The sequence below is a fragment of the Pseudomonas oryzihabitans genome (assembly GCF_032027545.1).
GTDB classification, from domain to species: Bacteria; Pseudomonadota; Gammaproteobacteria; order Pseudomonadales; family Pseudomonadaceae; genus Chryseomonas; species Chryseomonas oryzihabitans_F.
In genome coordinates, this window is the sequence record NZ_JAVSJB010000002.1 from 298,826 (window position 1) to 325,575 (window position 26,750).

General features: G+C 68.0%; 20 protein-coding genes and 1 pseudogene. 11 read left to right on the forward strand and 10 right to left on the reverse strand.

All coding sequences use genetic code 11. From position 1 onward, the window contains the following. From RND78_RS03890 to RND78_RS03910, 5 genes are all read left to right on the forward strand, one after another. Entirely contained in the window at nucleotides 1-1,359 is a 1,359-nt protein-coding gene (locus RND78_RS03890) for an MFS transporter (RefSeq protein WP_312726230.1), read from the forward strand. A gap of 24 nt (nucleotides 1,360-1,383) precedes the next feature. Next, nucleotides 1,384-2,535 carry an L-talarate/galactarate dehydratase gene (locus RND78_RS03895; RefSeq protein ID WP_312726232.1) on the forward strand — a complete coding sequence of 384 codons (1,152 nt, stop codon included), beginning with the start codon at nucleotides 1,384-1,386 and terminating at the stop codon, nucleotides 2,533-2,535. Between the two features lie 72 nt (nucleotides 2,536-2,607). Beyond that, complete coding sequence (locus tag RND78_RS03900) at nucleotides 2,608-4,053, forward strand: HAMP domain-containing sensor histidine kinase (RefSeq protein WP_312726233.1); 1,446 nt, start codon at nucleotides 2,608-2,610, stop codon at nucleotides 4,051-4,053. Next, nucleotides 4,038-5,375: a sigma-54 dependent transcriptional regulator gene (locus tag RND78_RS03905; protein WP_312726235.1), complete on the forward strand. Its 1,338-nt coding sequence runs from the start codon at nucleotides 4,038-4,040 to the stop codon at nucleotides 5,373-5,375. Before RND78_RS03900 ends, RND78_RS03905 begins: the two co-directional genes overlap by 16 nt. Nucleotides 5,376-5,528: 153 nt before the next feature. After that, entirely contained in the window at nucleotides 5,529-6,293 is a 765-nt protein-coding gene (locus RND78_RS03910; protein ID WP_312726236.1) for a hypothetical protein, read from the forward strand. Here the strand turns inward: RND78_RS03910 and RND78_RS03915 are convergent, their stop codons facing one another. Continuing rightward, the gene (locus tag RND78_RS03915; protein ID WP_312726238.1) at nucleotides 6,294-7,514 is read right to left on the reverse strand and encodes a pyridoxal phosphate-dependent aminotransferase; all 1,221 of its coding nucleotides are present in this window, start codon (nucleotides 7,512-7,514) and stop codon (nucleotides 6,294-6,296) included. Between the two features lie 160 nt (nucleotides 7,515-7,674). Between RND78_RS03915 and zapE the strand changes: the two genes are divergently transcribed. Beyond that, a complete protein-coding gene (gene zapE, locus RND78_RS03920) occupies nucleotides 7,675-8,775 on the forward strand; it encodes a cell division protein ZapE (RefSeq protein WP_312726239.1) in 1,101 nt (366 codons plus the stop codon). Nucleotides 8,776-8,821: 46 nt separating this feature from the next. On the opposite strand, the gene RND78_RS03925 is transcribed toward zapE, so the two are convergent. Together RND78_RS03925 and RND78_RS03930 are read right to left on the reverse strand one after the other, a co-directional pair. Beyond that, the gene (locus tag RND78_RS03925) at nucleotides 8,822-9,751 is read right to left on the reverse strand and encodes a glycosyltransferase family 2 protein (protein WP_312726551.1); all 930 of its coding nucleotides are present in this window, start codon (nucleotides 9,749-9,751) and stop codon (nucleotides 8,822-8,824) included. Nucleotides 9,752-9,759: 8 nt separating this feature from the next. Then, entirely contained in the window at nucleotides 9,760-10,140 is a 381-nt protein-coding gene (locus RND78_RS03930; RefSeq protein ID WP_312726240.1) for a GtrA family protein, read from the reverse strand. 209 nt (nucleotides 10,141-10,349) lie between these two features. On the opposite strand from RND78_RS03930, the gene RND78_RS03935 reads away from it, so the two are divergent. From RND78_RS03935 to RND78_RS03945, 3 genes and pseudogenes are all read left to right on the forward strand, one after another. Then, nucleotides 10,350-11,213, forward strand: a complete 864-nt coding sequence (locus RND78_RS03935; protein WP_312726242.1) for an MBL fold metallo-hydrolase — start codon at nucleotides 10,350-10,352, stop codon at nucleotides 11,211-11,213. Nucleotides 11,214-11,602: 389 nt separating this feature from the next. Further along, nucleotides 11,603-11,734, forward strand: a pseudogene (locus RND78_RS03940) (general stress protein); the annotation flags it as partial. Nucleotides 11,735-12,044: 310 nt separating this feature from the next. Next, entirely contained in the window at nucleotides 12,045-12,494 is a 450-nt protein-coding gene (locus tag RND78_RS03945) for a DMT family transporter (protein ID WP_312726553.1), read from the forward strand. A gap of 2 nt (nucleotides 12,495-12,496) precedes the next feature. On the opposite strand, the gene RND78_RS03950 is transcribed toward RND78_RS03945, so the two are convergent. From RND78_RS03950 to RND78_RS03980, 7 genes are all read right to left on the reverse strand, one after another. Then, nucleotides 12,497-14,983 (reverse strand): sulfite reductase flavoprotein subunit alpha, encoded by a 2,487-nt coding sequence (locus tag RND78_RS03950; protein WP_312726554.1) that lies wholly within the window; start codon nucleotides 14,981-14,983, stop codon nucleotides 12,497-12,499. Then, entirely contained in the window at nucleotides 14,983-15,666 is a 684-nt protein-coding gene (locus RND78_RS03955; RefSeq protein ID WP_312726244.1) for a Fe2+-dependent dioxygenase, read from the reverse strand. Before RND78_RS03955 ends, RND78_RS03950 begins: the two co-directional genes overlap by 1 nt. Before the next feature lie 62 nt (nucleotides 15,667-15,728). Next, nucleotides 15,729-17,957 carry a TonB-dependent siderophore receptor gene (locus RND78_RS03960; protein WP_312726245.1) on the reverse strand — a complete coding sequence of 743 codons (2,229 nt, stop codon included), beginning with the start codon at nucleotides 17,955-17,957 and terminating at the stop codon, nucleotides 15,729-15,731. Nucleotides 17,958-18,136: 179 nt separating this feature from the next. Beyond that, complete coding sequence (locus RND78_RS03965; RefSeq protein ID WP_295463322.1) at nucleotides 18,137-19,300, reverse strand: type III PLP-dependent enzyme; 1,164 nt, start codon at nucleotides 19,298-19,300, stop codon at nucleotides 18,137-18,139. Nucleotides 19,301-20,126: 826 nt separating this feature from the next. Next, nucleotides 20,127-21,599, reverse strand: coding sequence for an AMP nucleosidase (gene amn, locus RND78_RS03970; protein ID WP_312726253.1), 1,473 nt, complete (start codon nucleotides 21,597-21,599; stop codon nucleotides 20,127-20,129). Between the two features lie 71 nt (nucleotides 21,600-21,670). Then, nucleotides 21,671-23,416 carry an ABC transporter transmembrane domain-containing protein gene (locus tag RND78_RS03975; RefSeq protein WP_312726255.1) on the reverse strand — a complete coding sequence of 582 codons (1,746 nt, stop codon included), beginning with the start codon at nucleotides 23,414-23,416 and terminating at the stop codon, nucleotides 21,671-21,673. After that, entirely contained in the window at nucleotides 23,413-25,146 is a 1,734-nt protein-coding gene (locus RND78_RS03980; protein WP_312726257.1) for an ABC transporter transmembrane domain-containing protein, read from the reverse strand. The genes RND78_RS03975 and RND78_RS03980 overlap by 4 nt, the downstream gene beginning before the upstream one ends. A gap of 180 nt (nucleotides 25,147-25,326) precedes the next feature. Between RND78_RS03980 and RND78_RS03985 the strand changes: the two genes are divergently transcribed. After that, nucleotides 25,327-26,124: a hydroxymethylpyrimidine/phosphomethylpyrimidine kinase gene (locus tag RND78_RS03985; protein ID WP_312726259.1), complete on the forward strand. Its 798-nt coding sequence runs from the start codon at nucleotides 25,327-25,329 to the stop codon at nucleotides 26,122-26,124. After that, on the forward strand, nucleotides 26,121-26,750 hold the full coding sequence (gene thiE / locus RND78_RS03990) for a thiamine phosphate synthase (RefSeq protein WP_312726260.1): 630 nt from the start codon (nucleotides 26,121-26,123) through the stop codon (nucleotides 26,748-26,750). Before RND78_RS03985 ends, thiE begins: the two co-directional genes overlap by 4 nt.

The window sequence follows — 26,750 nt, forward strand, 5'->3', positions numbered from 1 at the left end:
ATGCGCACTCCTACCGACCCGTCGCGGCGTACCCACGTCCGCTATCTCGTCCTGGCGATGATCTTTCTGGTCACGGTATTCAACTACGTCGACCGCGCCACCCTCTCCATCGCCGCACCGGCCATGCGCCACGACCTCGGCTTCGACGCCGTGGCCATGGGCCTGGCCTTCTCGGCCTTCGGCTGGGCCTACACCGCCATGCAGATTCCCGGCGGCATCGTGCTCGACCGCTTCGGCTCGCAGCTGGTGCTGGGCGCCAGCCTCATCCTCTGGTCGGCGTTGACCTTCCTGCAGGGCTACGTCGGGCTGTTCTCCTCGGCCCTGCTGGCGCTGTTCGTGCTGCGCTTTCTGATGGGCGTGGCCGAGTCGCCGGCCTTCCCGGCCAACAACCGCCTCACGGTGATGTGGTTCCCGCGCCAGGAGCGTGGCCTGGCCACCGCCATCTTGCAGTCGGCGCAGTACTTCGCCCTGGCGGTGTTCACCCCGCTGATGGTGATCCTGCTCAACCAGTTCGGCTGGGAGCACGTGTTCTTCTGGACCGGCGGCGCCGGCATCCTCATCGGCCTGCTGTGGTTCGTCACCGTGCGGGAGCCCAGGCACGACAGGCGTGTCAGCCAGAGCGAGCTGGACCATATCGAGGCCGGCGGCGGCCTGCCCGACCTGGGCGACACCCGGGCGCCCTTCAGCTGGCGCACCCTCAAGGCCATCAGCGGCAACCGCATGATGCTCGGCATCTACCTGGGCCAGTTCTGCCTGACCACCATCACCTGGTTCTTTCTCACCTGGTTTCCCACCTACCTGGTCGAGGCCAAGGGGCTGACCCTGCTCAAGGTTGGCCTGATCGCCGCCATCCCGCCGGTGGCCGGCTGCCTGGGCGGCGTTCTCGGCGGACTCTGGTCGGACGGCATGCTGCGCCGCGGCTACAGCCTCACCGCCGCACGCAAGACGCCGATCATCGTCGGCCTGCTGCTCTCCAGCAGCATCGTGGTGGCCAACTACACCCAGTCCATCGCCCTGGTCACCCTGGTGATGTCCATCGCCTTCTTCGCCAAGGGCGTGGGCAACCTCGGCTGGTGCATCGTCGGTGACGTCTCGCCCAAGCGCGCCATGGGCGTGAGCGGCGCCCTCTTCAACTTCTGCGGCAACCTCGCCAGCATCGTCACCCCACTGGCCATCGGCCTGATGATCAACCAGCTCGGCTCCTTCGACGTGGCCCTCACCTACGTCGCCGCCATGGGCCTGCTCGGCGCCTTCTCCTACCTGGTCATCGTCGGCCCGCTCAAGCGCCTGGACCTGGGCGAGCTCAACGACGAGCCGCCCGCCCCCGCCGACGCCGCCCTGACCGCCACCCGTCCCTGATCCCGCACCCCGGAGACTCCCGCCATGACCGACACCTCCTACAGCGCCGACCAGGACCGCATCGCCTGGGTCCGCCTGGCTTCCGTGTTCCTGCCGCTGGCCACCCCCATCAGCGACGCCAAGGTGCTCACCGGCCGGCAGAAGCCGATGACCGAGATCGCCATCCTCTTCGTCGAGATCGAGACCCGCGACGGCCAGCGCGGCCTGGGCTTCAGCTACTCCAAGCGCGCCGGTGGCCCGGGCCAGTTCGCCCACGCCCAGGAAATCGCCCCGGTGCTGCTCGACGAGAATCCCAGCGACATCCAGAAGCTCTGGACCAAACTCTGCTGGGCCGGCGCCTCGGTGGGTCGCAGCGGCCTCGCCACCCAGGCCATCGGCGCCTTCGACGTGGCCCTCTGGGACCTCAAGGCGCGCCGCGCCAACCTCTCCCTGGCGCGCCTGCTGGGCGCCCAGCGCGACTCGGTGCGCTGCTACAACACCTCCGGCGGTTTCCTGCACACGCCACTGGAGCAGTTGCTGGTGAACACCGATCTTTCCCGCGAGAAAGGCATCGGCGGCATCAAGCTCAAGGTCGGCCAGCCCGACTGCGCCCTGGACCTGGAACGCGTCGCCCGCGTGCGCCGCCACCTGGGCGACAGCTTCCCGCTGATGGTCGACGCCAACCAGCAATGGGACAGACCCACCGCCCAGCGGATGTGCCGGCGCTTCGAGGAGTTCAACCTGATCTGGATCGAGGAGCCGCTGGACTGCTATGACGCCGAGGGCCACGCCGCCCTGGCCGCGGCCTTCGACACCCCCATCGCCACCGGCGAGATGCTCACCAGCATCGCCGAGCACCAGGAATTCATCCGCCTGCGCGGCGCCGATTTCCTGATGCCCGACGCGCCCCGGGTCGGTGGCATTACCCCCTTCCTCAAGGTGGCTGCCCTGGCCGAGCAGGCCGGCGTGATGCTGGCACCGCACTTCGCCATGGAGTTGCACGTTCACCTGGCCGCCACCTATCCCACCGAGCCCTGGGTGGAACACTTCGAATGGCTGGAGCCGCTGTTCAACGAACGCCTGGAAACCCGTGACGGGCGAATGCAGGTGCCGACCTGTCCGGGGCTCGGGCTATCCCTGAGCGAGCGGGTGCCCGGCTGGACGGCGCAGGAGGCGGAATTCGGCCGCCGCGCCTGACGTCCGCTCTGGCCCGCGAACTCCGCCCGGGTGTGGCACTCTATCCAGGCCAAGGCCTGGAAGAGAAACCCCATGTTCGGATCGCTGCGCAGTCGCCTGCTGGCCGTGTTGCTGTTGCTCGGCGGCATGGCCATCGGGGTCGGCTGGTTGATGATCCTGCTGCTGCGCCAGTCGGAAAGCGCCCAGCTCGGCCAGGCCAGGGTGGAAGCCGAGCAGGCCTGCCAGGCCATCGCCAGCAGCTATCGCTTCTACAGCAACGGCTGGTCCGGCCCCACCGCGGGTCTCAAGGAGCCGACGCTACGCCAAGGCCTGACCGGCGTGGCCGCCACCGCCCTGCTGCGCTATCGCGGCATGGCCGGCGGCCTCTGGCAGGAGCAAGCCGGCCCCCTGGCCGAAGCCAGTGCCTTCGAACTGTCCAGCGCCGAGCGCCAGCGCCTGGCCAGCCTCATCGCGGCGACCCTCGCCGACACGCGCAGCCTGACCGACCGCTTCAGCAGCGGCGGCACCACGACCCTGCTCGCCGCCTGTCCGCTGCCTGGCCCCATCGTCGATCTCGCCGCCTGGACCCTCACCCGCCTGACCTTTGCCGAGAGCAGTGGTCAGCGCCAACTCAAGCTGGGCCTTGGCCTGCTCCTGCTGGCCATGCTGGCGACCACCCTGCTGCTCGGCCGCCTCACCTGGCAGTGGTCGCGCCACGTCGCCCGCGTCGAGCGCGATCTCGGCGCCGCCGCCAGTCATGACCTGCCTACCCTCGCCCTCACCGGCGAACGGGAGCTGGACCGGGTGCTGGCCGCGCTCAACCAGGCCGGCCAGCGCCTGGCCCAGGCCCGCGACGAGGCCCAGCGGCTGACCACCCAGGTCCACGCCAGCGAGCGGCTGGCCGCCCTGGGCCGGGTGGCCGCCGGGGTCGCCCACGAGATCCGCAATCCCCTGGCCGCCATGCGCCTCAAGGCCGAGAACGCCCTGGCCGGCGATGGCGGGCGCCAGCAAAGAGCGCTGGACGCTATCCTCGCGCAGATCGCCCGGCTGGACGTCCTGCTGCGGCGCCTGCTCGACCTCACCCAGCCGCCGCAGCTACAGCCAACCACTGTCGAGCTGCCAGCCTTCTGCCACGAAGTCCTGGCCGACCATGAAGACCAGGCCAGCCAGCGCGGCCTTCGTCTGACCGCCCAGGTGGCGGTCGAGCAGGGCTATTTCGACCGCGACGCCCTGGCGCGTGCCTTGGACAACCTGCTGCTTAACGCTCTCCAGGCCGCCCCGGCCGACAGCGAGATCCGCCTCGACGCCAGCCGGCGCGGCGACTGGCTGGTGCTGGCGGTGGAAGACCAGGGCCAGGGCCCGCCTGCCGAGCTGCGCGCCCAGCTGTTCGAACCCTTCGTCACCGGCCGCGCCGAAGGTACCGGCCTGGGCCTGGCCCTGGTCCGCGAGACCGCCCGCGCCCACGGCGGCGAGGCGCGCCTGGCCGAACAACCCGCCCCCACCCGCTTCGAGATCCTGCTGCCATGCCAACCCTGCTGATCATCGACGACGACGCCGGCCTGCGCGACGCCCTGGCGGAAACCGCTGTGGACCAGGGCTACCGGGTGCTCCAGGCCGACCAGGGCGAGGCCGGACTGCGGCTGCTGCAGCAGGAAGCCGTCGACGCCGTGCTACTCGACCTGCGCATGCCCGGGCTGGATGGCCTGGAAGTGCTGGCGCGCATCCGCGAGCGGCCCGAACCGCCGCCGGTCACGGTACTCACCGCCTTCGCCAGCGCTGGCAACACCATCGAGGCCATGCGCCTGGGCGCCTTCGACCACCTCACCAAGCCCATCGGCCGCGAGGAACTGATCCGGGTGCTGGCCGGCATGGCCGCCCAGCGCGGCCCGGCCCCGGCGCCACCGGCGGCGGTCGAGGGCCATACCCTGGTGGGCGGCAGCGACGCCCTGCGCCAGGTGCAGAAGACCATCGGCCGCCTGGTGGACAGCGAGGCGACGGTACTGGTCACCGGCGAGACCGGCACCGGCAAGGAACTGGTGGCCCGCGCCATCCACGAGCACGGCAAGAGACGCGGCGCGCCCTTCGTGGCGGTCAACTGCGCGGCCATCCCGCCGGACCTGCTGGAAAGCGAACTCTTCGGCCATGTGCGCGGCGCCTTCAGTGGAGCAACCGCCAATCGTCTCGGTGCCTTTCGCGAGGCCCAGGGCGGGACCCTCTTCCTCGACGAGATCGGCGACATGCCGCTGCCGATGCAGGCCAAGATCCTGCGTGCCCTGCAGGAGCGCGAGGTGACCCCGGTGGGCGGCGCGCCGGTGCGCCTGGACGTGCGCCTGGTGGCCGCCACCCACCGCGACCTGGCGCAGCGTGTCGCCAGCGGCGACTTTCGCGAGGATCTCTTCTATCGCCTGCACGTGGTACCCATCCACCTGCCAGCCCTGCGTGAGCGCCGTGCCGACATCCTGCCGCTGGCCGAGCACTTCCTCGCGCCCAGCGGCCGGGTGTTGGCCGACGATGCCGCCGCCCTGCTGCTGCGCCACGCCTGGCCCGGCAACGTGCGCGAACTGCGCAACGTCATGCAGCGCGCCGCGGTCATGGCCCAGGGCGAGCGCATCGCCGCCGCCGACCTGGCCTTCCTGCAGGTCGAGGACCCGGAGGCCCCGGTCATCGACGCCAGCTGGCCCGAGGAAACCCTGGCCGAGGCCACGGCGCGCCTGGAGCGGCTGCTGATCGAGCGCGCCCTGCAGCGCAGTGGCGGCAACCGCGCCGAGGCGGCGCGCCGGCTGGGGATTCACCGCCAGTTGCTCTACACCAAGCTGAGCCGCCTGGGACTGGGTGGCGGTGAAGAAGACAGCCCCGCCTAGAGTGTCCGCTTTACCGACAGGGGTGTCCGCACGCCGGACGCAATGGCCGGTCAGCGCGGTCCATAAAAACAACAAGCCATTGATTTATAAGCAATAAAAAACTTGGCACAGGCCCTGCAATATCTTCAGCGTCAACCACCGCAGGAGTCATCCATGCCTACCAAGACCCAAACCCTTATGCTCGGGACCTTCGCCCTGCTGTCCGTCAGCGGCCTCGTCCTGGCCCAAACCGCACCCGCCGGCAGCACCGCCACCACCACCGCTGCCAGCGCCCAGATTCCCACCCAGCAGGGCCAGCTCAAGCAGTTCCTGCTCAATCCCCGGGGCGACATCGACGGCCTGATCCTGGCCGACGGCACCGAGGTCAACACCCCGCCGCACCTGTCCGAGCAACTGGCCGCCACCTTCAAGCCGGGTGACAGCATCAACGTCGCCGGCCTGCGCGCCGCCAGCCTGCCGTTGGTCCAGGCGGTGTCCCTGACCAACGTCCAGAGCGGCAAGACCGTTACCGACGAAGGCCCCGACCGTGCTGGCGGCCGCCGTCCGCCGGCTCCCCCGGCACCTGGCACCGAACGCGACGGCGATAGCCTTCAGGGCCAGATCGTCCAGCTGTTGCACGGCCCCCGTGGCGATGTGAACGGTGCCCTGCTGCAGGACGGCACCGCCCTGCGCCTGCCGCCCCACGAAGCGCTGCGCCTGCAAGCCCTGCTCAAGCCCGGCGCCAACATAGCCGCCCGTGGCGAGCTGGTCGCCAATGCCCAGGGGCGTGCCTTCCGGGTCAGCGCCCTCGGCGCCGACGCCAACTCGCTGCAGACCCTGGACACCCCGCCGCCCCCGCGTGGTCCCGGTCGCCTGCCGCCGCCCCCGCCCCCCGGCGTCCAGCCGGTCGCGCCGGGTGTGCAGCCGCCGGCCGGCTGATCAGGCCAGCAGCCGCTGGGTCGCCTGGGCGATCCGGTGGCAGGCCTCCTCCAGCACCTCACGCGAGGTGGCGTAGGACACCCGGAAGTAAGGCGCCAGGCCGAAGGCCGAGCCTGGCACCACCGCCACCCCGCCCTCGTCCATGAGGTAGCGGGCAAAGGCCGTATCGCTGTCGATCACCGCCCCGCCCGGCGTCCGCCGACCCAATATCCCCGCGCAACTGGCGTAGACATAGAAGGCCCCCTCGGGCCGCCGCGCCGACAGACCCGGCACCACATTCAAGGCATCCACCACCAGATCCCGCCGCTCACGGAACGACTCGCAGCGCGCGCGCACGATGTCCTGCGGCCCATCCAGGGCGGCGATGGCCGCCGCCTGGCTCACCGAGCAGGGGCAGGAGGTCACCTGGCTCTGCACGCTGGCCATGGCCTGGATCAGCGCCCGCGGCCCACCGGCATAGCCCAGCCGCCAACCGGTCATGGCATAGGCCTTGGAAACGCCGTTGATGGTCAAGGTCCGCTCGCGCAGCCGCGGCTCCAACGCCGCCGGGGTAACGAAGCGGAAGCCGTCGTAAAGGATGTGTTCGTACATGTCGTCCACCATCAGCCAGACCTGCGGATGGCGCAGCAGCACCTCCAGCAGCGGGCGATAGTGTTCCTCGCCATAGGCCGCCCCCGAGGGGTTGGACGGCGAGTTGAGCATCACCCAGCGGGTGCGCGGGGTGATGGCCGCCTCCAGGGCCGCGGCGGTCAGGCGGAAGCCGTCTTCCTCACGGCACGGCAGCACCACCGGCGTGCCGCCGAGGATGGTGACGATGTCGGCATAGGTCACCCAGAACGGCGCCGGGATGATCACCTCGTCGCCCGCGTTCAGGGTCGCCATCATGGCGTTGAAGATCACCTGCTTGGCACCGGCCGAGGCGGTCACCTCGTCCTGGGCGAATACCAGGTCGTTCTCCCGGGCGAACTTGCGGCGGATGGCCTCCTTGAGCGCCGGGCTGCCGTCGAGCACCGTGTACTTGGTCTGCCCGGCACGAATGGCCTGGATCGCCGCCTCCTTGATGTGCTCCGGCGTATCGAAATCCGGCTCGCCCGCGCCCAGCACCAGCAGGTCGGCGCCCTGGCGGCGCAGGGCATTGGCGCGCTCGGTGATCTTGAGGATCTCGGAGACGCCCACGGAGGCGAGGCATTGGGCGAGGTGCAGGGTGGAAGCGGCGGTCATGACGGGCTCCAGTCGGGATAGCGGAGGGCTGCCGGGCGCGTCCGGCAGCGGTCGCTTGGTACTATCGAACCGTCGCGGCTGGCCTTCAAACGCTATAAAGGACTCACATCATTCCGCCGAGGCATGGTCTGGGGTCAGCACGGACGCTAGAGTGGCGGCCATGTCGACTGCCCTTTCCCCCCTCGCTGCCTATCACCAGGCCCTGGCCCGTGGCGACCGGCTGCCCGATAGCGCCCAGGAAGCCGCCGCCCTGCAGCTGGAAGCCTGCCACGCCGCCCTGCTGGCGGGCCGTCCGGCACGCGGTCTCTATCTATGGGGGCCGGTCGGCCGTGGCAAGACCTGGCTGCTGGATCTGTTCCACGCCAGCCTGCCGGTCCCCGCCCGCCGCCAGCATTTCCACCACTTCATGCGTTGGGTGCACCAACGCCAGTTCCAGCTCACCGGCACCCGCGATCCCCTGCAGGTACTGGCCCGGGAACTGGCCGCCGAGGTGCGGGTACTGTGCTTCGACGAACTCTTCGTCAGCGACATCGGCGACGCCATCCTGGTGGGCGGCCTGTTGCGTGCCCTGCTCGACCAGGGCCTGGTGCTGGTGGTCACCTCCAACCAGCCGCCGGAGCAGCTCTATGCCGGCGGCTTCAACCGCGAACGCCTGCTGCCGGCCATCGCCGCGCTCCAGGCGCAGCTGGACGTACTGGAAGTGGACGGCGGCCAGGATCACCGCCTGCACGAGGGCGCAGCCGAACCGCGTTACTGGGTGGACGATCCCGCCGCCCTCGCCACGACCTTCTCCCGGCTCACCGCCGGAGAATCCGTCACCAGCGACCCCTTGCTGCTCGGCGGTCGTCCACTGCCGGTGATCGAGCGCGCACCTGGCGCGATCTGGCTGGACTTCGTCACCCTCTGCCAGGGCGCCTGGGCGACCACCGACTACATCGACCTCTGTACGGGCTTCCCCGCCCTGCTGCTGGACAGCGTGCCCTGCCTGTCGGGCGCCCCTCGCGACGGACGCATCGCCCGCGGCACCGAGGACGGCGTGGAACGGGTGGTCGCCGGTGACCGCGAACTGCCGCGCCTGGCGCCGCACGATGACGCCGTGCGCCGCTTCATCGCCCTGGTGGACGAAGCCTACGACCGCCGTCGACCGCTCTACCTGAACGCCGCCGTGCCGCTGGAGCGGCTGTACACCTGTGGCTTTCTGGAATTCCCCTTTCGCCGCACTCTGAGTCGGCTACGGGAGATGCAGCAGGCACGCTACTAGGTTCTGTACGAAAGGTGCCTGCGCTCGGCAACCTTTCGTACAGAACCTAAACATCACGCTTCCCGGAACGCTTGAGCACATAGCGCGGGCGGCGCTTGGTCTCGATGTAGATGCGGCCGATGTATTCGCCCAGCACCCCGATGCCGATCAGTTGCACGCCGCCGAAGAAGAGGATGGCGGTCATCAGCGAGGGATAGCCCGGCACCGGGTTGCCGAATACCAGCTTGCGGAACACCATGACCCCGGCATAGGCCAGGGACAGCAGGGCGACGCCGCCACCGAGATAGGTCCACAGCCTGAGCGGCACGGTACTGAAGGAGGTGAAGCCTTCCAAGGCCAGATTCCACAGCTTCCAGCCGTTGAACTTGCTGCTGCCGGCGCTGCGCGGGGCACGCTCGTACTCGACCACCCGGGTGTCGAAGCCGACCCAGGAGAGGATGCCCTTCATGAACAGGTTGCGCTCGGGCAGGTCCTTGATGGCGTCCACCACCTCGCGACTCATCAGCCGGAAATCACCGACGTTCTCTTCGATGGGGGTCTGGGCGATGCGATTGTGCAGGCGGTAGAAGCCCTCGGCGGTCAGCCGCTTGAGCGGGCTGTCGCTGCGCCGGTCGACGCGCTTGGCCAGTACCACGTCGGCGCCCTGCCGCCACTGCTCGAGCAGCCGCGGGATGACGTCCAGCGGGTCCTGCAGGTCGACGTCCAGGGGCACCACCACCTCGCCGCTGGCGTGCTCGATACCGGCGAACAGCGCAGCCTCCTTGCCGAAGTTGCGCGACAGCTGCAACACCACCACCCGCGGGTCTTCCCGGCGCAGGCGTTCCAAGATCCGCGCACTGCCGTCGCGGCTGCCATCGTCGACGAACAGCAGCTCCAGATCGTAGCGGGTCAGCTCGGGATGGTCGCAGACCGCCTGGTGGAAGAGCCCTATGGCCTGCTCTTCGTTGAACACCGGTACCACCAGGGACAGCTTCACGGTATCGCTCATCGGAACACCCACAGGGACGACAGCAGATAACTGAACACCGGTACCAAGGCCGTGGCGACCAGCAGCGCCCCGAGCGCCGGCAGGCCACAGGCGAGCAGCCCGGTCAGCAACAGGTTGTTGAGGCCGAAGCCGGCCAACGCCACCAGCAGGAAGCGCCAGAGCGAGCCGGTACGGGCGAAGGTCAGGTAGCGGTGCCCCAGGTAGGACGCGCAGAAGGCGATCGGAAAGGCGCCCAGGTTGGCGGAATAGGCCGGCCAACCCCAAAACCCTAGCAGTAAGCTAGCGACGGCCATGTGCACCCCGGTAGCCGCCGCACCGACCAAGACGAAACGCAAAGGCCTGGCCGCGGAGCTGGCCAGGGAACCGGATGAAGACACGCTCGACCTCTGGGCAGCGGCAATCGACCGGGGCACGTTACCGCGCAGTCGCCGAAACATCCTGTCGCATCCGTTGCAATTCCGTCATCTGGCGACGAACGGTCACGCGTGCTCAGCCACGCGGCCCTCGGGTGCGGCGACGGCGTATGCCAGCCTGGGCTGGGCCTCGTGGTAAGGTAGGCCATCCCCTTCGTCCACGAGGCCCGGTCATGACTCCGCGCATCGAACCCTTCTTCGACGCCACCACGTCCACCTTCACCTATGTGGTCTACGAGTCGCCTGGCAGCCGTTGCGCCATCGTCGACTCGGTGCTGGACTACGATCCGCATTCGGGCCGAACCGCCACCCTGTCGGCGGATCGCATCGCCCGCTTCGTCCGCGACCAGGGACTGACCGTGGAGTGGCTGCTGGAAACCCATGCCCATGCCGATCACCTTTCCGCCGCGCCCTACCTGCGTCGGCAACTGGGTGGCCGCATCGCCATCGGCGAAGGCATCCGCCGTGTCCAGGGCGCCTTCAAGGATGTCTTCAACCTGGAGCCGGAATTCCGCCTCGACGGCTCCCAGTTCGACCACCTGTTCCAGCCCGACGAGGTCTTCCACATCGGTGCGCTTGCCGCCCGCGCCCTGCACGTGCCCGGTCACACCCCGGCCGACATGGCCTACCAGGTGGAAGAAGACCACGTCTTCGTCGGCGACACCCTGTTCATGCCCGACGTCGGCTCGGCCCGCTGCGACTTCCCCGGTGGCAGCGCCCGCGACCTCTATCGCTCGATCCGCCGGCTGCTGGCGCTGCCGGAAGCCACGCGGCTCTATCTGTGCCACGACTATCCACCCGCCGGTCGCGAACCGCGCTACGAAACCACGGTGGGCGAAGAACGGACGCTCAACGTCCATGTCCGCGACGGGGTGGACGAAGAAGCCTTCGTCGCCCTGCGTACCCGCCGCGACGCCACCCTGGCCATGCCGACGCTGATCCTGCCAGCGATCCAGGTGAACATCCGCGCCGGCATCCTGCCGCCGGCCGAAGCCAATGGGCGGCGCTACCTGAAGATCCCCATCGACGGCTTCTGAGTTCTATACGTAAAGTGCCTGCGCTCGGTGATGCTTCGTTGAAAAACGCTTCGCCTGACCTTCGCTCGGCGACTTTTCGTAAGGAACTTCGCCCGCCACCCGTCGTACAAGGTAAAAGCCACAGGAGTTGGACGCAGCGGCGCCGCTGCGTCCAGGTTTCGTGGACCCGGACAGCCACCACGCGCCGTCCAGCCCAGCGGCCGGCTTGGACCGCCATTCGGACAAATCTAGATACGGGTCCGGCAGTGGCGGATGGCCAGCGACCACCCATCCCATCGCCGGGAAACCTTGCCGCGCTCGCCCCTCAATACCCAGGCAGGCAATGAGTTCTGCACTACATTCCCACCAGAGGTAGAGCGACCATGACCACCAAGCAATCGAATTCCAATCCCGGCAACTTCGCCAATGACCGCGAAAAGGCTTCCGAGACCGGGCGCAAGGGCGGCCAGAACAGCGGTGGCAATTTCGCCAATGATCGCGAGAAGGCGTCCGAAGCCGGTCGCAAGGGCGGCAGCCGCTAGCGGCTTGCCTACTCCGCTATGACGAAGGGCAGGATCATCCTGCCCTTCTTGCGTTTCCAGTCCCGATTACCGAGCTCCAGGCTCGGGAATCACCGAGATCAACAGCCCCAATAGCGCCCAGCCCAGGCGCTCGCAACGCCAGATCCAGCGTTGTAGCCGCAGATCCTAGCGGATCGGCCGGGCTTCGTGCGTCGGTGGCGCCATATTGGTCTCTCCCTGCCGACAGGGCTTGGAGCCTGACCGGGAGTCGCCGGTTCGACCGCTTCGCCGCCATCCGGGGCATACTGCGCGCCCTTTTTTAGCTGGAGTCCTGCCGATGCCCGTCTGGTGGCTACTCGTCCTGCCCTTCGTCGCCGGTGCCTGCCTGCCGCTGCAGGCCGGCATCAACGGTCAATTGGCCCGGCACCTCGGCAGCGTCTTCGCCGCGGCGTCCATTTCCTTCATGGTCGGCCTGCTCGCCCTGCTGGGCCTGACCTTCTGGCAGCGCGGCGTCCCCACCCTGGATGCCTTGCGCGAATTGCACTGGTGGCATTGGTGCGGCGGTCTGCTGGGCATGTTCTTCATCGCCATGGCCGCCTTCGCCGGTCCGCGCATCGGCGCCACCCTGTTCATGGCCCTGGTCATCGCCGGTCAGTTGGCCATGTCGCTGAGCCTGGATCACTTCGGCTGGGCCGGCTTTCGCCAGGACCCGGTCACCCTCGGCAAGCTGGCCGGTGTGGTGCTGATCGGCGCCGGCGTCTGGTGCATCGCCCGGGCCTAGACCTAGTACAGGTCGCGCCGGTAGCGATCTTCTTCTATCAATCGCTGGACCTCGGCCTCGCCGAGCAGCTCCTGCAGGATGGCATGGACGCTGTGCCCCAGGCCCGGCAGGCTGCCACAGACCATGATCACGGCATCGGCCGCCAGCCAGTCCAGTAGCAAGGTGCGCTGCGCCTGCAGTCGGTCCTGCACGTAGCCGTCGCCGTCCCGCGAGAACACCCGGTCCAGCCGGGCCAGCTCGCCCCGCGCCTGCCAGGCGGCCAGTTCCGCCCCATAGAAATCATCGTGCGCCGCCGTGCGCTCGCCGAACAGCAACCAGTTGCGCCGGTACCCGGCCGCGATGCGTGCGGCCAGCAGCGGGCGCACTCCGGCGAGTCCGGTACCCGCGGCGATCAGGATCAGGGGGCGCTCATCCAGCGGTGGTCTGAAGCCCGCATGAGCGCGCAGCCGCGCCTGCACCCGATCACCGGGCTGCAGTGTCGTGGTCAGCCAGCCGGAGGCGATGCCCAGGCGACCATCCGCCTTGCGCTCCTGACGCACCAATAGCCGCAGGTCACCTTCGTCGGGTAGCGAGGCGATGGAGTACTGGCGCAGGGCGAGCGGCACCAGGGCGTCGAGCAGTGCCTGGGCGTCCAGGCCAGACACTGCGGTCTGATCTTCCGGCAACAGGCGGGTTTCCAGGGCCGTCGCCAATCTGAGCGTCACACCGTCGCTCTCCACACCGCTGTCGGCGGCCAGGCCCAGGGGCTGCAGCCAGGCCGCCACGCGCTCGGCGCGCTGGCGTGGCGCGATCTCGAGGATATCGCCCGGTGCCCAGCTGCTCCCGGGCGGCGGCAGCAGCCGCAGCTCGAAGACCGGGTCAGCGGGGCTGCCGGCATTGAGCGGCTGCACCGCTGCCAGCTGCCAGGCCTGCAGTGGCCGCTCGACCGGTGGCTCGCCGGCTGCGGCGCCCAGGGCCTGGAGCTGACCCTGCCAGCCCGCAAGCGCCCGGGCATCGCCGTTGTCCACCTCCACGGCGGCGAACAGTGCCCGGGCGCCCTGCCCAGCGAGCCAGGCATCCAGGCGCCGGGCGAAGGCGCAGTAGGCCGGATAGCGGCGGTCGCCCAGGGCCAGCACGCCATAGTTCAAGTTCGGCAGCGCCACCTGGGTCAGCATGCGTCGCTCGAAGCCGCGCGCGGCATCCGGTGCCTCGCCGTCGCCGTGGGTGGCGACGACGAACAGCGCCCAGGTGGCCTCCTGCAGCCGCTCGACCGAGAGCCGCCCCAGCGCGATCACCTCGGCGCTCAGTCCCGCCGCCTGCAACTGGGTGGCGGCCTGCCAGGCCAGCGCCTCGCCCTGGCCACTCTGGCTGGCGTAGCCGATCAGCCAGTCGGCGGCGCCCGCCGGGGCGGGTGTCAGCCCGCTTTGCGCCTGGCGCGCCTGGCGGCGTTTGCGCCGGCGATCCAGATAGAGCCAGAGCCCGGTCACCATGAACAGCGGCATGGCCAGGCTGGCGAGCAGCAGGGCCACCCGTCCCGCCAGGCCGAAGTATTCGCCCGAATGCAGGGCATAGACGCTGAGCAGCAACCGAGCGCCCAGCGGCTGCTCGCGATAGCGGCGATGATCGAGCACCCGCCCCGCGCCGTCGAAGACGATGCGATTGAGGGCACGAACATGCTCGGCATCGTCGGGCAGGTACCAGAGGGTGGGATGGCTGACCTTGCGCGCCGGATTGGGCAGCAGCAGGCCGTAGCCCTCCACCCGTCCGCCGGTCTCCTGCCGAAAGCTCCGCCAGAGCGCGTCCAGGTCCACGTCCTGGCGCGCCACCACGCCGCTGATCTCGGGCTCCGGCGCCGCCCCCAGCAGCCGCTCGCTGGCCTGTCGATACCAGTCATAGGACCAGTAGAGACCGGTCAGCGCCGCCAGCAGATAGAGCAGCAGGCACCAGGTGCCGACCACGGCGTGCAGGTCCCAATAAAAACTGCGCCCACGGCGCGCCCAGTCCAGGGTCAGCCAGGTGCGCCAGCGCCTGACCTGGCGCGGCCAGCGCAGGTAGAGCCCCGACAGGCAGAGCACCAGCAGGATCAGGGTGGCGGCGCCGGTCAGGGCCTTGCCCACCGGCCCCAGGGCCAGGGAGCGGTGCAGGTCCAGGACCAGGCGAAAGAAGGCCTGGCCACGGGGCGAACTCAGCACCTCGCCCGTATAGCGATCGAACAGCTGCACCTCGCCACGACCCTGGCCACCCGCCGGCGCCAGGCCGAGCAGACCGTAGCCCTCCCCCGCCATGCTGGAGACGAAGCTCAGCTCACGGTCTGGAGGAACGAGGCGCTGACGCACCTCCGGCAGCGTCAGGGGGCGGCGGTCCGGAGTGGCGACGGTCGGCGGCGGATTGAGCAGTTGCAGCAGCTCCAGCTGAAAGCTGTAGAGCGCACCCGTCACGCCCAGCACGACCAGCACCAGGCCCGCCGCCAGCCCGAGCAGACTGTGCAGCTGGAACAGGCCGCGGCGGATCAGGGTTGGGCCCACTGACGCAGCAGGTTGTGATAGACGCCGGTCAGTTGCAGGCAAGCCTCGTGGCCCTGCCCCAGCTCGGCAGCGGCGCGCTGGATGCCCTGGTCGAGCTCGAACAGCTGGCTGCGCTGGCCCTCGTCGCGTACCAGGCTCTGGACCCAGAAGAAGGAACACAGCCGGGCACCACGGGTTACCGGCAGTACCCGGTGCAGGCTGCTGGCTGGATAAAGGATCAGATCGCCGGCCGCCAGCTTGACGCGATGGGCGCCATAGGTGTCTTCCACCACCAGCTCGCCACCGTCGTATTCATCCGGCTCGCAAAAGAACAGGGTGGCGGAGAGATCGGTACGCAGGTAGCCGCTGCCATCCGGCAGCGCACGCAGGGCATTGTCCACGTGCAGGCCGAAGGACTGGCCGCCACGGTAGAGATTGAACAGCGGCGGAAACACCCGTGCCGGCAGCGCCGCGGCGACGAACAGCGGATGCCGCGCCAGGGCCTGCTGGATCAGCTCGCCTACCACGCGCGCCGCCGGCTCGTCCGCCGGCAGTTGCAGGTTGTCCTTGGCCATGGCCGACTGGAAGCCGGCGGTATGCTTGCCATCGGCCCAGGCCGCAGCCTCCAGCCGCTCCCGGCAATCCCTTACCTGCTCGGGCGTCAGCACACCTGGAACGCTGATCATCATCGGTGGTTTTCTCCTCAAAGCCGAAAGCCCTGCGGCGGCAGGGCTTCGGAATACGCGTACGATTAAAAGCTGTAGGTCGCGGTCAGGATGGCGGCGCGGGCATCGCCGTATTCGATGAAGGAGGAGGAAGCCGCGGTCGTCCCGGTGGCGCTCGTCCCCAGCGAAGAACGCACCCGCTCCACGTACTCCTTGTCGAAGAGGTTGTTGACGTTGAGCTGCAGGTCCAGGTTGCGATTCACCCGATAGCCCAGCATCGCATTGTGCAGCCAGTACTGGTCGAGCTTGATCCCGTCGTCGTTCGAGGTGAGGTTACGCTCGCTGACATAGCGCGTGCCATAACCTACCCGCCAGCCGGCCGGCAACTCGTAGGTGGTCCACAGATTGAACGAGCGCGGCGGCGTGTTCGCCAGCGCCTGGCCTTCCCGCGCACGCCCGGCCGCGGTATCCGCCGCCTTGAGGGTTTCGCTGTCGAGGAAGGTGAAGTTGGCGTAGACGTTCCACTGCTGGGTGAGGCGCCCGGTCGCGCCCAGCTCGATGCCCTGCACCCGCTGCTCGCCCACCAGGGCGATGCTGTTGTCCGCCAGCGTTTCGCGGGCGTTGGTCTTCTCCACGCGGAACAGGGCGCCATCCAGCTCCAGGCGCCTGTCGAGGAATTCCCACTTGGTGCCCAGCTCCCAGGTCTTGTTCTTCTCCGGCTCGAGATCCTGGTTGGTCGCGCTCAGGCCGGCCCCCGTGGTGGTCAGGTTTTCCGCCGAGGGGTTGAAGGAGGTCCCGTAGGCGACATAGATCCGCCCGTTCGGTGCCGGCTTGAACACCAGGCCGGCGCGACCGCTCAGCTTGCCGTCGTCGGAACTCAGCTGGGTCTTGGCACCGCGCACGCCATTGCTGACCGGGGTGGAGTCGCTGTCGCCATCGAACCAGTCGTAGCGCAGGCCCAGGTTCACGTCCCAGTGGTCGTTCAGGGCGATGGTATCGAAGGCATAGACGGCCTTGTCGACCAAGGTGTTGCTGACCAGGGCGGTGGTCTGCTGGTTGGTGGGGCCAGCGTAGCGGCCCGGCGGATTGCTCAGCGAATAGCCACTGGCCGGGAACACCAGATTTTCGGTGTAGGTATCGCGATCGTAGTCCTCACGGGAGAACTCGGCGCCCAGCACGAAGGCGTGGCCCAGGCCGAGGGTATCGAAGTTGCCGGTCAGGTTGGTCTGGTTGGTCCACATCTCGGAGGTGATGTCCCGACCATAACCTTGTGGGCCGCCCGGAAGGTAGCGACCGCCGCCGATGAGTCTGAGCTGCGGGGCCGAAATCACGGTGTCCCGCTGGATGCGGCTGTAACGGGTCAGGTTCTGCAGACTCAGGTTGTCGTTGAAACGGTGCTCCAACTCCACGGTGAAGACATTGTTGTTGATGTCTTCGTGGTCGATGTTCGAGTAGCCGAAGTAGTCTTCATGGTCGACGCCAGCCAGGCGCTTGCCATTGAGCACCGGCACCCCATAGTCGGGCAGGTTGTTGTCGGTCTGGTGGAAATAGCTCAGGGTCAGGCGGGTATCGTCCGACAGGCCCAGGGCCAGCGACGGCGCGATGCCCCAGCGCTCGCGGTCGACCTTGTCGCGGCTGGGCACATCGTTCTCGTGGGCCATCAGGTTCAGGCGGAAGGCGCTGTCGGTCCCCACGCCCTGCAGCGGCTGGTTGGTATCCAGGGTCAGCCGGCGATAGCTGTCGGTGCCCAGACCCGCACCGATGCGGGTGAACTGGCGCTCCTGGGGCTTCTTGCTGATCAGGTTGATGGAGCCGCCGGTGGTGCCGGCGCCGCCGAACACCGAGTTGGGGCCCTTGATGACCTCCACCGACTCCAGGTTGAAGGTGTCGGTGCGGTTGTTCTGGGTGCTGTCGCGCAGGCCGTCGATCTGGATGTTCGAGTTGGCACTGAAGCCGCGGATGTTGATGCTGTCGCCGGAGCCACCGCCGCCCTCGCCGGCGTTGAAGGTGATGCCGGAGACGTTGGACAGCACCGATCTCAGGCTCAGCGCCTGCTGGTCCTGGATGACCTGCGCCGGCACCGTGTTAACCGTCTGCGGGGTGTCCAGCAGCGGCGCCGTGTACTTGCGCGAGGCCGACTGCTCCGTCTTGAAGCCCTCCTGCTGCGCCTGCCCCTCGATGGTCAGGCTCTCCAATTTGGTCACCGGTTCCTGGGCCTCCTGGGCCAGGGCCCCCAGGGAGAGGGACGCCACCGCGACACTGAAAGTGGAAACCAGCAAACGGCGCTGGGACAGCGAGGAAAGTTCCTTGGACATGATGGCGAGCCGCCTCCTTTTATGAATGCGGCGCGATTCTATTTGCAAATGATTATCAAATCTATAGCGAATGTAAATTATTCCTGACAGCGCCTGACGTACCGGATACGACCCTGCCAGGCGGGCATGAAAAAGCCCGCCTTCCTTGCGGGAGGCGGGCTTGGGTAAGACGCTCGGGCTTACAGGTAGAAGGACTTCAGCGGCGGGAAGCCGTTGAATTCCACCGCACTGTAGCTGGTGGTGTAGGCACCGGTGGACAGCCAGTAGAGGCGATCACCGCTGGCCAGGTTCAGCGGCAGGCCGTACTTGTACTGCTCGTACATGATGTCGGCGCTGTCGCAGGTCGGGCCGGCGATCACCACCTCTTCCATCTCGCCCTTCTTCTCGGTCCAGATGGGGAACTTGATGGACTCGTCCATGGTTTCGATCAGGCCGGAGAACTTGCCGACGTCGGTGTAGACCCAGCGCTCCACGGAGGTGCGCGACTTGCGCGCCACCAGCACCACTTCGCTGACCAGGATGCCAGCGTTGGCGATCAGCGAACGGCCCGGCTCCAGGATGATTTCCGGCAACTCGTCACCGAAGTCTTCCTTGAGGAAGCGGATGATCTCCTCGGCATAGGTCTCCAGGCTGTTGGTGCGCTGGATGTAGTTGGCCGGGAAGCCGCCGCCCATGTTGATCATCTTCAGGGTGATGCCGTCTTCTTCCTTGAGGCGCTGGAAGATCACCTTGACCTTGGCGATGGCGGCGTCCCAGACGTCGATGTCACGCTGCTGGCTGCCCACGTGGAAGGAGATGCCATAGGGATCCAAGCCCAGCTGCTTGGCCAGGATCAACAGGTCCAGGGCCATGTCCGGGTTGCAGCCGAACTTGCGCGACAGCGGCCAGTCGGCGGAATCGGAACCCTCGGTGAGGATACGCACATAGACCTTGGCGCCCGGGGCGGCCTTGGCGATGTTGCGCAGATCGGCCTCGGAGTCGGTGGCGAACAGCCGAATGCCCTTCTCGTAGAAGTAGCGGACGTCGCGGGCCTTCTTGATGGTGTTGCCGTAGCTGATGCGCTCCGGACCGACCCCGGCGGACATCACCTTGTCCAGCTCGTAGCGCGAGGCGATGTCGAAGTTCGAGCCCTTGTCGCGCAGCAACTCGGTGATCTCGATGGCCGGGTTGGCCTTGACCGCGTAGTAGATCTTGGCGAAGGGGAAGTTGTTCACCAGATCGTCATAGGCCCGCGAAATGGTGGCGGTATCGATGACGACGAAGGGGGTTTCCTGCTGGTCGGCGAAGGCCTTCATCTTCTGGAAGGTTTCGCGAGAATAGTAATCTTCGACCTTGATGGACATGCGTCGGACTCCCGATGGGCAGAACAAATTGAATGAGGGGGTGTTCTGAACGCCTAATCCGTTTCCCCACTTTGGTTCGCCTACTTCCCAAGGCACATCGCCGAAAGCAAAAAGGTCAACGCGTACTGGCGTTGACCTCGCTGTCTCGTCGTCGGTACTTGAGCCGGATGGATCGTTTCCAGCATGGACGTTCGGGCGCGAACTTTAGGGCCAGACGCCTCAGAGATCAATGTTAAATCCATGATCTTTACCGAACGGTGACGCCTGCGGACTCACCCCCCTCCTGCAACCGACCGGAGCAGGCGACAAGATGTTCCGATGGGTCGATGACAGGGGGTTTCCAAGCGGAGAATCAAGATGCCGGACAACGCCATCGGTGGGTCTTGACGGTGGAGTTGTGCTATCGCGGCCATGGGCCGCTCCTACAAAAGCATCACCCCCTGTAGGAGCGGCCCGTGGCCGCGATCAACAAAGTCCCCGGGAGTGCTGTGGGAGCGGCCGCACCGGCGGACCGCCATGGCCGCGATCAGTCCCTTGGCACCGTAGCATGGAAAACGGCGCAGTTTTTCCATGGAAGCATGGCTGCAAGGACGATCTTACTCCAGGGCCATCCGAGCGACGCTCGGCCTCCATTAGCACCGTAGCGTGGAAAACGGCGCAGCCTTTTCCACTGGGCATTCGTTGCCGGGGGCACCCTCACCCCCAGCCCTCTCCCAGAGGGAGAGGGGGTCATCCCAGCGACTATCGGCTTCCGTCGGTCCTGAATCATCGCTGTCCGTACGTAGGGTTGAGCACAGCGAAGCCCGACACGCCCACTATCGACGCCCTAGCGGAACGGCGGCTCGTCGAAGCTGCGCAGCTTGCGCGAGTGCAGGGAGTCGAGCTGGGTGCGCAACTGGTCCAGGGCAGCGATGCCAATGGCCAGGTGCTGGCTCACCGCACGCGCATAGAAGGCGTTGGCCGAGCCCGGCAGCTTGATCTCGCTGTGCAGGGGCTTGTCGGACACGCACAGCAAGGTGCCATAGGGCACCCGCAGGCGATAGCCCTGGGCGGCGATGGTGCCGCTCTCCATGTCCACCGCCACGGCGCGGGCCAGGTTGATCAGCGGGCGCTCCTGGGCCCAGCGCAGCTCCCAGTTGCGGTCGTCGTAGGTCAGCACGGTGCCGGTACGCAGGCGTCGCTTGAGCGCTTCGCCACGTTCGCCGGTCACGCTGGCGGCGGCTTCCTGCAGCGCCACCTGCACTTCGGCCAGGGCCGGGATGGGGATGTGCGGCGGTACCACGCGGTCGAGGATGCCGTCGCGCCTCATGTAGGCGTGGGCCAGCACGTAGTCGCCGATGGTCTGCGACTGCCGCAGGCCGCCACAGTGGCCGATCATCAGCCAGCAGTGCGGGCGCAGCACCGCCAGGTGGTCGGTGATGTTCTTGGCGTTGGACGGCCCGACGCCGATGTTGACCAGGGTGATGCCATGGCCATCGCTGGCGATCAGGTGGTAGGCCGGCATCTGGAAGCGGTGCCAGGCGATGGCGGCGATGACCGCCTGGGCCTCGCTGGGGTCCATATCGCGCTCGATGACCACGTTGCCCGGCAACACCAGGCGCACGAAGCGCGGATCGCTGCGCAGCTGCTCCAGGCCATGCTGGATGAACTGGTCGACGTAGCGATGATAGTTGGTCAGCAGGATCCAGGGCTGCACGTGGCGCCAGTCGCTGCCGGTGTAGTGGACGATGCGGCGCAGCGAGAAATCGGTGCGGGCGGCGTCGAACAGCGCCAGCGGCAGTGGATCGATACGCTCCCAGTCGTAGTGGCCGTCGGCGATGTCGTCGTGGGCGGCGGAGAGATCGGTGCTGGGAAAGACCCGCGCCAGCTCGGCGGCGGTCACGCCACTGCCGGCCAGTTCGTCGCCCTGCTCCACTACATAGGGATAGGGGATGTCCTGGCGACTGCGACCGATCTCGACCTGGACGTCGTAGTCGCGCATCAGGGGTTCGAGCTGCTCCAGCAGATAGCCGCGGAAGGCCGCCGGATGGGTGACCGTGGCCACGTAGGTACCGGGCAGCTGGATCTTGGCATAGGCGCGGGTGGTGGCCGGCGGCACGCCGGGTGCGCGATAGCGGATGCGGATCTCGGGATAGCGGAACAGCTCCCGCTCGGCCACGCTGGGTTCGACGCGATCCTTGAGATAGCGCTTGAGGGCCGCACCCAGGGCCTGGGTAGCTTCCTGGTGCAGCGCCGCGAGACGGTCGACCGCCTCGCTGGCCGTGGCAACGGTGGTGAAATCCTCGGGTACGGAGGTCATGCGGGTTTCCTTGTTGGGACGCAGGCTATAGCTGACACCCTAACACCCCCACGTGACAACGACTTAGGCCGCTAAAGGATCTTTTCCCCCTGGGCGTGCTGCTCCCACAGTCGGCGATAGTGCCCCTCGGGGCGTTGCAACAAATCCTCGTGACTGCCCTCCTCCACCTTGCGCCCATCGCGCAGCACCAGGATGCGGTCGGCGTGGCGGATGGTGGAGAGCCGGTGCGCCACCACGATCAGCGTGACCTGGCCGCGCAACTCGTCCAGCGCGCCCTGCAACCGCGCCTCGGTGGCGCTGTCGATGCTGGCGGTGGCCTCGTCGAGCAACAGCACCTTGGGTTCGCGCAGCAGCGCCCGGGCCAGGGCCAGCAGTTGCCGCTCGCCGGTGGACAGGGTGAAGCCGCGTTCGCCCAGCAGGGTGTCCAGGCCCTCGGGCAGGCGCGACACCAGATCGTCCAGGTGGGCGGCGGCCAGGGCCTCGCGCAAGCGCTCATCCGATACCTGGCTGCCCAGCAGGAGGTTGTCCCTCAGGCTGCTGGAGCGGATGAAGGGCTCCTGGGGCACGCTGGCCAGGGCCGCGCCCAGCACCTCCGGGGTCAGGCTGCCCAGTTCGCGACCGTCCAGGCAGAGGAGACCGCCAGTGACCGGCTGCAGCCCGGCGAGCAGATCGAGCAGGGTCGACTTGCCGCTGCCGGTGGGGCCGACGATGCCGAGGAAGGTAGCTGGAGGGATGTCCAGGTCGATGCCGTGCAGGGTGTCATGACCGGCACCCGCATGGCGGAAGCGCACGCCGTCGAGGTGGAAGTGCGCGGTCTCTATGGGCCGGTCGTCTTCGCCGCGCAGCGCCGGCTTTTCTTCCAGCAGGTGCAGCAAGCGGGTGCCGGCTACGGTGGCCTGCTGGAACAGGTTGAATCTCTGGGTGATGTCCATCAGCGGCTCGGTCACCCGCCCCAGGTAGGTGACGAAGGCATAGAGCACGCCGATCTGGGCGCCGCCCTCCAGATGCCCCATCCCGTAGACCAGCAGCAGTATCCCCAGCACCGCCACGCTGACCAGGTCCAGCGCCGAGCGCAACAACAGCCCGGAGACGCGGATGGTGCGCATGCGGGCGCCGTATTGGGCCTGGTTCAGCCGCTGGAAATCCGCGCGGAAGCGGTCGGTCTGGTTGAAGGCCTGCAGCAGGCCCATGCCGCCAATCGCCTCGCCCAACCGGGCGCTCTGCTCGGCGCGCAGCATCCTGACCTCCATGGCGGCGGCGCCGCTGTATCTCTGGTAGGCCCAGACGATCAGCATGGCCGCCGGGATGAGCAGCACGGCAATGGCCATCAGCCGCACGTCCAGCAATGCCATGGCCACCAGGATGCCGATCAGCAGCACGATGTTGCCGACCATGTTGCCGAGAAAGGCCACATAGAGTTCGCGCAGGGCATCGGTGTCGTTGGTCACCCGCGCCACCAGCTCGCCGGTGGCAGTGCGGTCATGGAAACTCTGCGGCAGGCTCAGCACATGGCGGAACAGCCGCCGCCGCTGCAAGAGCACCACGTCCATGGCGATCTCGGCGAATCTCAGCGATTGCAGGTAGCGGCCATAGGCGGCCAGGCCCTGGGAGACCACATAGGCCGCCACCAGGCCCACCAGCGGCCAGAGACGCAGGTCGTGGGGCACCAGGTAGTTGTCCAGATAGTGCTTGGTCAGCCAGGGCCCCAGCACATCGAACAGCGTCGCCAGGACCAGGATCGCCAGGGTACCGGCGAGCTTGCGTGGATTGGCCAGTACCGGCTTGAGCAGCAGCGAGAGCACACGCGTCCTGGTCATTGGCCGGCCTCCTCTGCCTGCTGCAGATTCCACAGTCGGGCATAGAGGCCGCCCGCGGCGAGCAATTCGGCATGGCGACCCCGCTCGACCAGGCTGCCCTGGTCGAGCACGATGATCTCGTCGGCCTGCTGGACGGCCGAGAGGCGGTGGCTGACGATCAGGGTGGTACGCCCCTGCAAGCCAGCGAGGGTGCGCAGCAGCCGGACTTCGGTGGCGGTATCCACCGCCGAGAGGGTGTCGTCCAGCAGCAGGATGGGCGCTGGCGACAGCAGCGCCCGGGCCAGGGCCACCCGCTGGCGCTGGCCACCCGAGAGGGTCAGGCCGCGCTCGCCCACCGGGGTGTCCAGGCCTTGCGGCAGGGCCGCCAGGTCCGTACCGAAGGCGGCGGCATCCAGGGCCTCGCGGATTTCGCCAGCGGTGGCATCGGGTCGGCTGAGGGCGACGTTCTCGCCCAGGGTGCGGGCGAAGAGGAAGGGGTCCTGGGGCACATAGGCGAACTGGGCGCGCAGGTCGGCCAGTCGATAGTCCTCCAGCGGCACCCCGCCCAGGCGGATGCAGCCCTGCTCCAGCGGGAACTGGCGCAGCAGCAGGCGCAGCAGGGTGCTCTTGCCGCTGCCGGTGGCGCCGACGATGCCCAGGGTATCGCCCGCGGGCAGGTCGATGACCACGTCCTGCAAGGCTGGCTGGCGTGCCTGGGGATAGGTGAAGGCCGGGATATAGACCGACAGATCGGCCTGGTCCGGCGGCGTCTGGGTACCCTCGTCGCGGATGCGCTCGGGCACCGCGAACACCTCTTCCAGTCGCCGCGCCCCGGCTTCGCCGCGTTGCAGCAGGTTGAAGCACCAGCCGATGGCGAACATCGGCCAGATCAGCTGCACCAGGTAGAGGCTGAAGCTGGTCAGCTGGCCGAGGGTGATGTGACCATCCAGATAGCGCCAGCTGCCCATGACCAGGGTCAGCAGGGTAGCGCAGCTCAGAGCGACGAAGATGATCGGCTCGTAGCGTGCCTCGGTGCGCTGCACCTGGTAGTCGGCCCTGGCCACGCTGCGGGCGCGGGCGTCGAAGTCGTCCAGTTCGGCCTCGATCAACGCGTGCTGGCGCAGCATGCGCAGGCCGCTGAGGGCCTCCTGGGTGCGGTCGTTGAGGGCGGAAAAGCCGGCCAGCGCCAGGCCGAAGCGCTGCTGCACCCGCCGCGCCACTCTATAGAAGCCCCAGGCCATGAAGGGAAAGGGCAACAGCGCCAGGGCCGCCAGAGGCGCATCGATGCCGATGAACATGGCCAGCAGCACCAGCAGCAGGGTCAGCATGCCGTCGAAACTGGCCAGCACTCCTTCGCCCGCGGCGGTTTCCACGGCGTCGATGTCCTGGGTAGCGCGGGCCAGCAGGTCACCGGTGCGACTGGACTGGAAGAAGCCGGGATCGAGACGTGCCAGCTTGGCGAAGAAGGCGTCACGCAGTTCCACGCCGACCTGGTAGGAGGTGCCGAACAACCGCACCCGCCATTGATAGCGGAGCACATAGAGGCCACAGCCGACCGCCACGATCAGGGCGACGCGCCAGAGCAGGCCGGTCTGATCCAGCTCGCCCGCGCGCAAGGCATCGATGGCCTTGCCGATCCACCAGGGCAGGGTCAGGTTGAGCAGGCCGACGCCCAGCAGGCAGAGGATGGCGGTCCCGTAGGCACGCCGTTGGCGGAGGAAGAAATCACGCAACAACCGCCACAACGCCATGAGAACCGCCTTTCCCGAGCAAAGCTGCAGTATATCGGCTACCCAACCGGCCGCGGAGTTCCTTCGTCCCGCGCCGGGTCCCATGTCAACGGGTGGCGCGGGGCGCAAGGTCGTTGTAGGGTGCCACTCCCTGCGCCGCCCGGCCGCTGCGCCTCCTTTCCTTTTGCTAGGCTGACGTCCATGACCCTCGAACCCCAACGTCCCGTCGTCCTCTGCCTGTCCGGCCACGATCCGAGTGGCGGCGCCGGGCTGCAGGCCGATATCGAAGCCCTGCTCGCCCAGGGTTGCCACGCGGCCCCGGCGGTCACTGCCCTGACCGTGCAGGACACCGTCGACGTCCAGGACTTCCGGGTACTGGATCGCGAGTGGGTACTGGCCCAGGCCCGGGCGATCATCGCCGATCTGCCGGTGGCGGCGGTCAAGCTGGGCATGCTCGGCTCGGTGGAGATGGTCGAGACGGTGCTGGAGATCATGGAAGCCCTGCCTGGCGTACCTCTGGTCTGCGATCCGGTGCTGCGTGCCGGCGGTGGCGGCGCCCTGGGCAAGGACGAAGTCGGCTACGCCATCCGCGAACGGCTGCTGCCGCGCGCCACCATCGCCACCCCCAATCTGCCGGAGGCGCGCATCCTCGCCGAGCTGCCCGAGGGCACCCCGGAGCAATGCGCCAAGCGCCTGCTCCCCTTCTGCGCGAATCTGCTGATCACTGGCGGCCACGGTGAAGAACACGAGGTGCACAACCGTCTCTATGACCGCGACGGTCGCTGCGAGACCCACGTCTGCCAGCGGCTGCCCGGCAGCTACCACGGCTCCGGCTGTACCCTGGCCAGTACCCTGGCCGGGCGCCTGGCCCTGGGCGAAGCCCTGCCCAGCGCCGTGCGCAGCGCCCTGGACTATACCTGGCGGACCCTGAGGGACGCCGAACGCCCCGGCCGCGGCCAATACGTGCCGCGCCGGCTGCCGCTGGATTTCTGCTCATGAGCACCTTGCGCGGCCTCTATGCCATCACCGACAGCGCCATGCTCGCCGAGGGTCGCCTGTTGCCCTATGTCGAAGCCGCCCTGCAAGGCGGAGCCCGGCTGGTGCAGTATCGCGACAAGTCGCAGGACGCCAGCCGCCGCCAGGACGAGGCCGCCGCCCTGGCCGCACTCTGCCGGCAGCATGGCGCCAGCCTGATCATCAATGACGACCTCGCCCTGGCCCGCCAGCTGGGCGTCGGCCTGCACCTGGGCCAGGGAGACGGCTCCCTGGCCGCGGCCCGCGCCGACCTGGGTGTGGACGCCATCATCGGCGGCACCTGTCACGCCAGCCTGGAACTCGCCGAGGGCGCGGCCCAGGCCGGTGCCAGCTACCTGGCCTTCGGCCGCTTCTTCGCCTCCAGCACCAAGCCGAATGCACCCCCGGCGCCCCTGGAATTGCTCGACCAGGCGCGCAGTCGCTTCACCTTGCCGCTCTGCGCCATCGGCGGCGTCACCCTGGACAACGCCCCGCGCCTGCTCGAGCGCGGCGTCGATCTGCTCGCCGTCGTCCACACCCTGTTCTCCGCCGCCAGCGCCGGCGAAGTGGAGCGCCGCGCGCGCGCCTTCGCCCAGCTGTTCACGGCCTGA

What these genes read in the sequence shown, in the direction of transcription:
- thiE (WP_312726260.1), top strand. Translation starts at nt 26,121, where the DNA reads ATGAGCACCTTGCGCGGCCTCTATGCCATCACCGACAGCGCCATGCTC.
- RND78_RS03935 (WP_312726242.1), top strand. Translation starts at nt 10,350, where the DNA reads ATGACTCCGCGCATCGAACCCTTCTTCGACGCCACCACGTCCACCTTC.
- RND78_RS03910 (WP_312726236.1), top strand. Translation starts at nt 5,529, where the DNA reads ATGCCTACCAAGACCCAAACCCTTATGCTCGGGACCTTCGCCCTGCTG.
- RND78_RS03895 (WP_312726232.1), top strand. Translation starts at nt 1,384, where the DNA reads ATGACCGACACCTCCTACAGCGCCGACCAGGACCGCATCGCCTGGGTC.
- RND78_RS03960 (WP_312726245.1), bottom strand. Translation starts at nt 17,957, where the DNA reads ATGTCCAAGGAACTTTCCTCGCTGTCCCAGCGCCGTTTGCTGGTTTCC.
- RND78_RS03955 (WP_312726244.1), bottom strand. Translation starts at nt 15,666, where the DNA reads ATGATGATCAGCGTTCCAGGTGTGCTGACGCCCGAGCAGGTAAGGGAT.
- RND78_RS03900 (WP_312726233.1), top strand. Translation starts at nt 2,608, where the DNA reads ATGTTCGGATCGCTGCGCAGTCGCCTGCTGGCCGTGTTGCTGTTGCTC.
- RND78_RS03975 (WP_312726255.1), bottom strand. Translation starts at nt 23,416, where the DNA reads ATGACCAGGACGCGTGTGCTCTCGCTGCTGCTCAAGCCGGTACTGGCC.
- RND78_RS03965 (WP_295463322.1), bottom strand. Translation starts at nt 19,300, where the DNA reads ATGTCCATCAAGGTCGAAGATTACTATTCTCGCGAAACCTTCCAGAAG.
- RND78_RS03915 (WP_312726238.1), bottom strand. Translation starts at nt 7,514, where the DNA reads ATGACCGCCGCTTCCACCCTGCACCTCGCCCAATGCCTCGCCTCCGTG.
- RND78_RS03980 (WP_312726257.1), bottom strand. Translation starts at nt 25,146, where the DNA reads ATGGCGTTGTGGCGGTTGTTGCGTGATTTCTTCCTCCGCCAACGGCGT.
- RND78_RS03985 (WP_312726259.1), top strand. Translation starts at nt 25,327, where the DNA reads ATGACCCTCGAACCCCAACGTCCCGTCGTCCTCTGCCTGTCCGGCCAC.
- RND78_RS03905 (WP_312726235.1), top strand. Translation starts at nt 4,038, where the DNA reads ATGCCAACCCTGCTGATCATCGACGACGACGCCGGCCTGCGCGACGCC.
- RND78_RS03890 (WP_312726230.1), top strand. Translation starts at nt 1, where the DNA reads ATGCGCACTCCTACCGACCCGTCGCGGCGTACCCACGTCCGCTATCTC.
- amn (WP_312726253.1), bottom strand. Translation starts at nt 21,599, where the DNA reads ATGACCTCCGTACCCGAGGATTTCACCACCGTTGCCACGGCCAGCGAG.
- zapE (WP_312726239.1), top strand. Translation starts at nt 7,675, where the DNA reads ATGTCGACTGCCCTTTCCCCCCTCGCTGCCTATCACCAGGCCCTGGCC.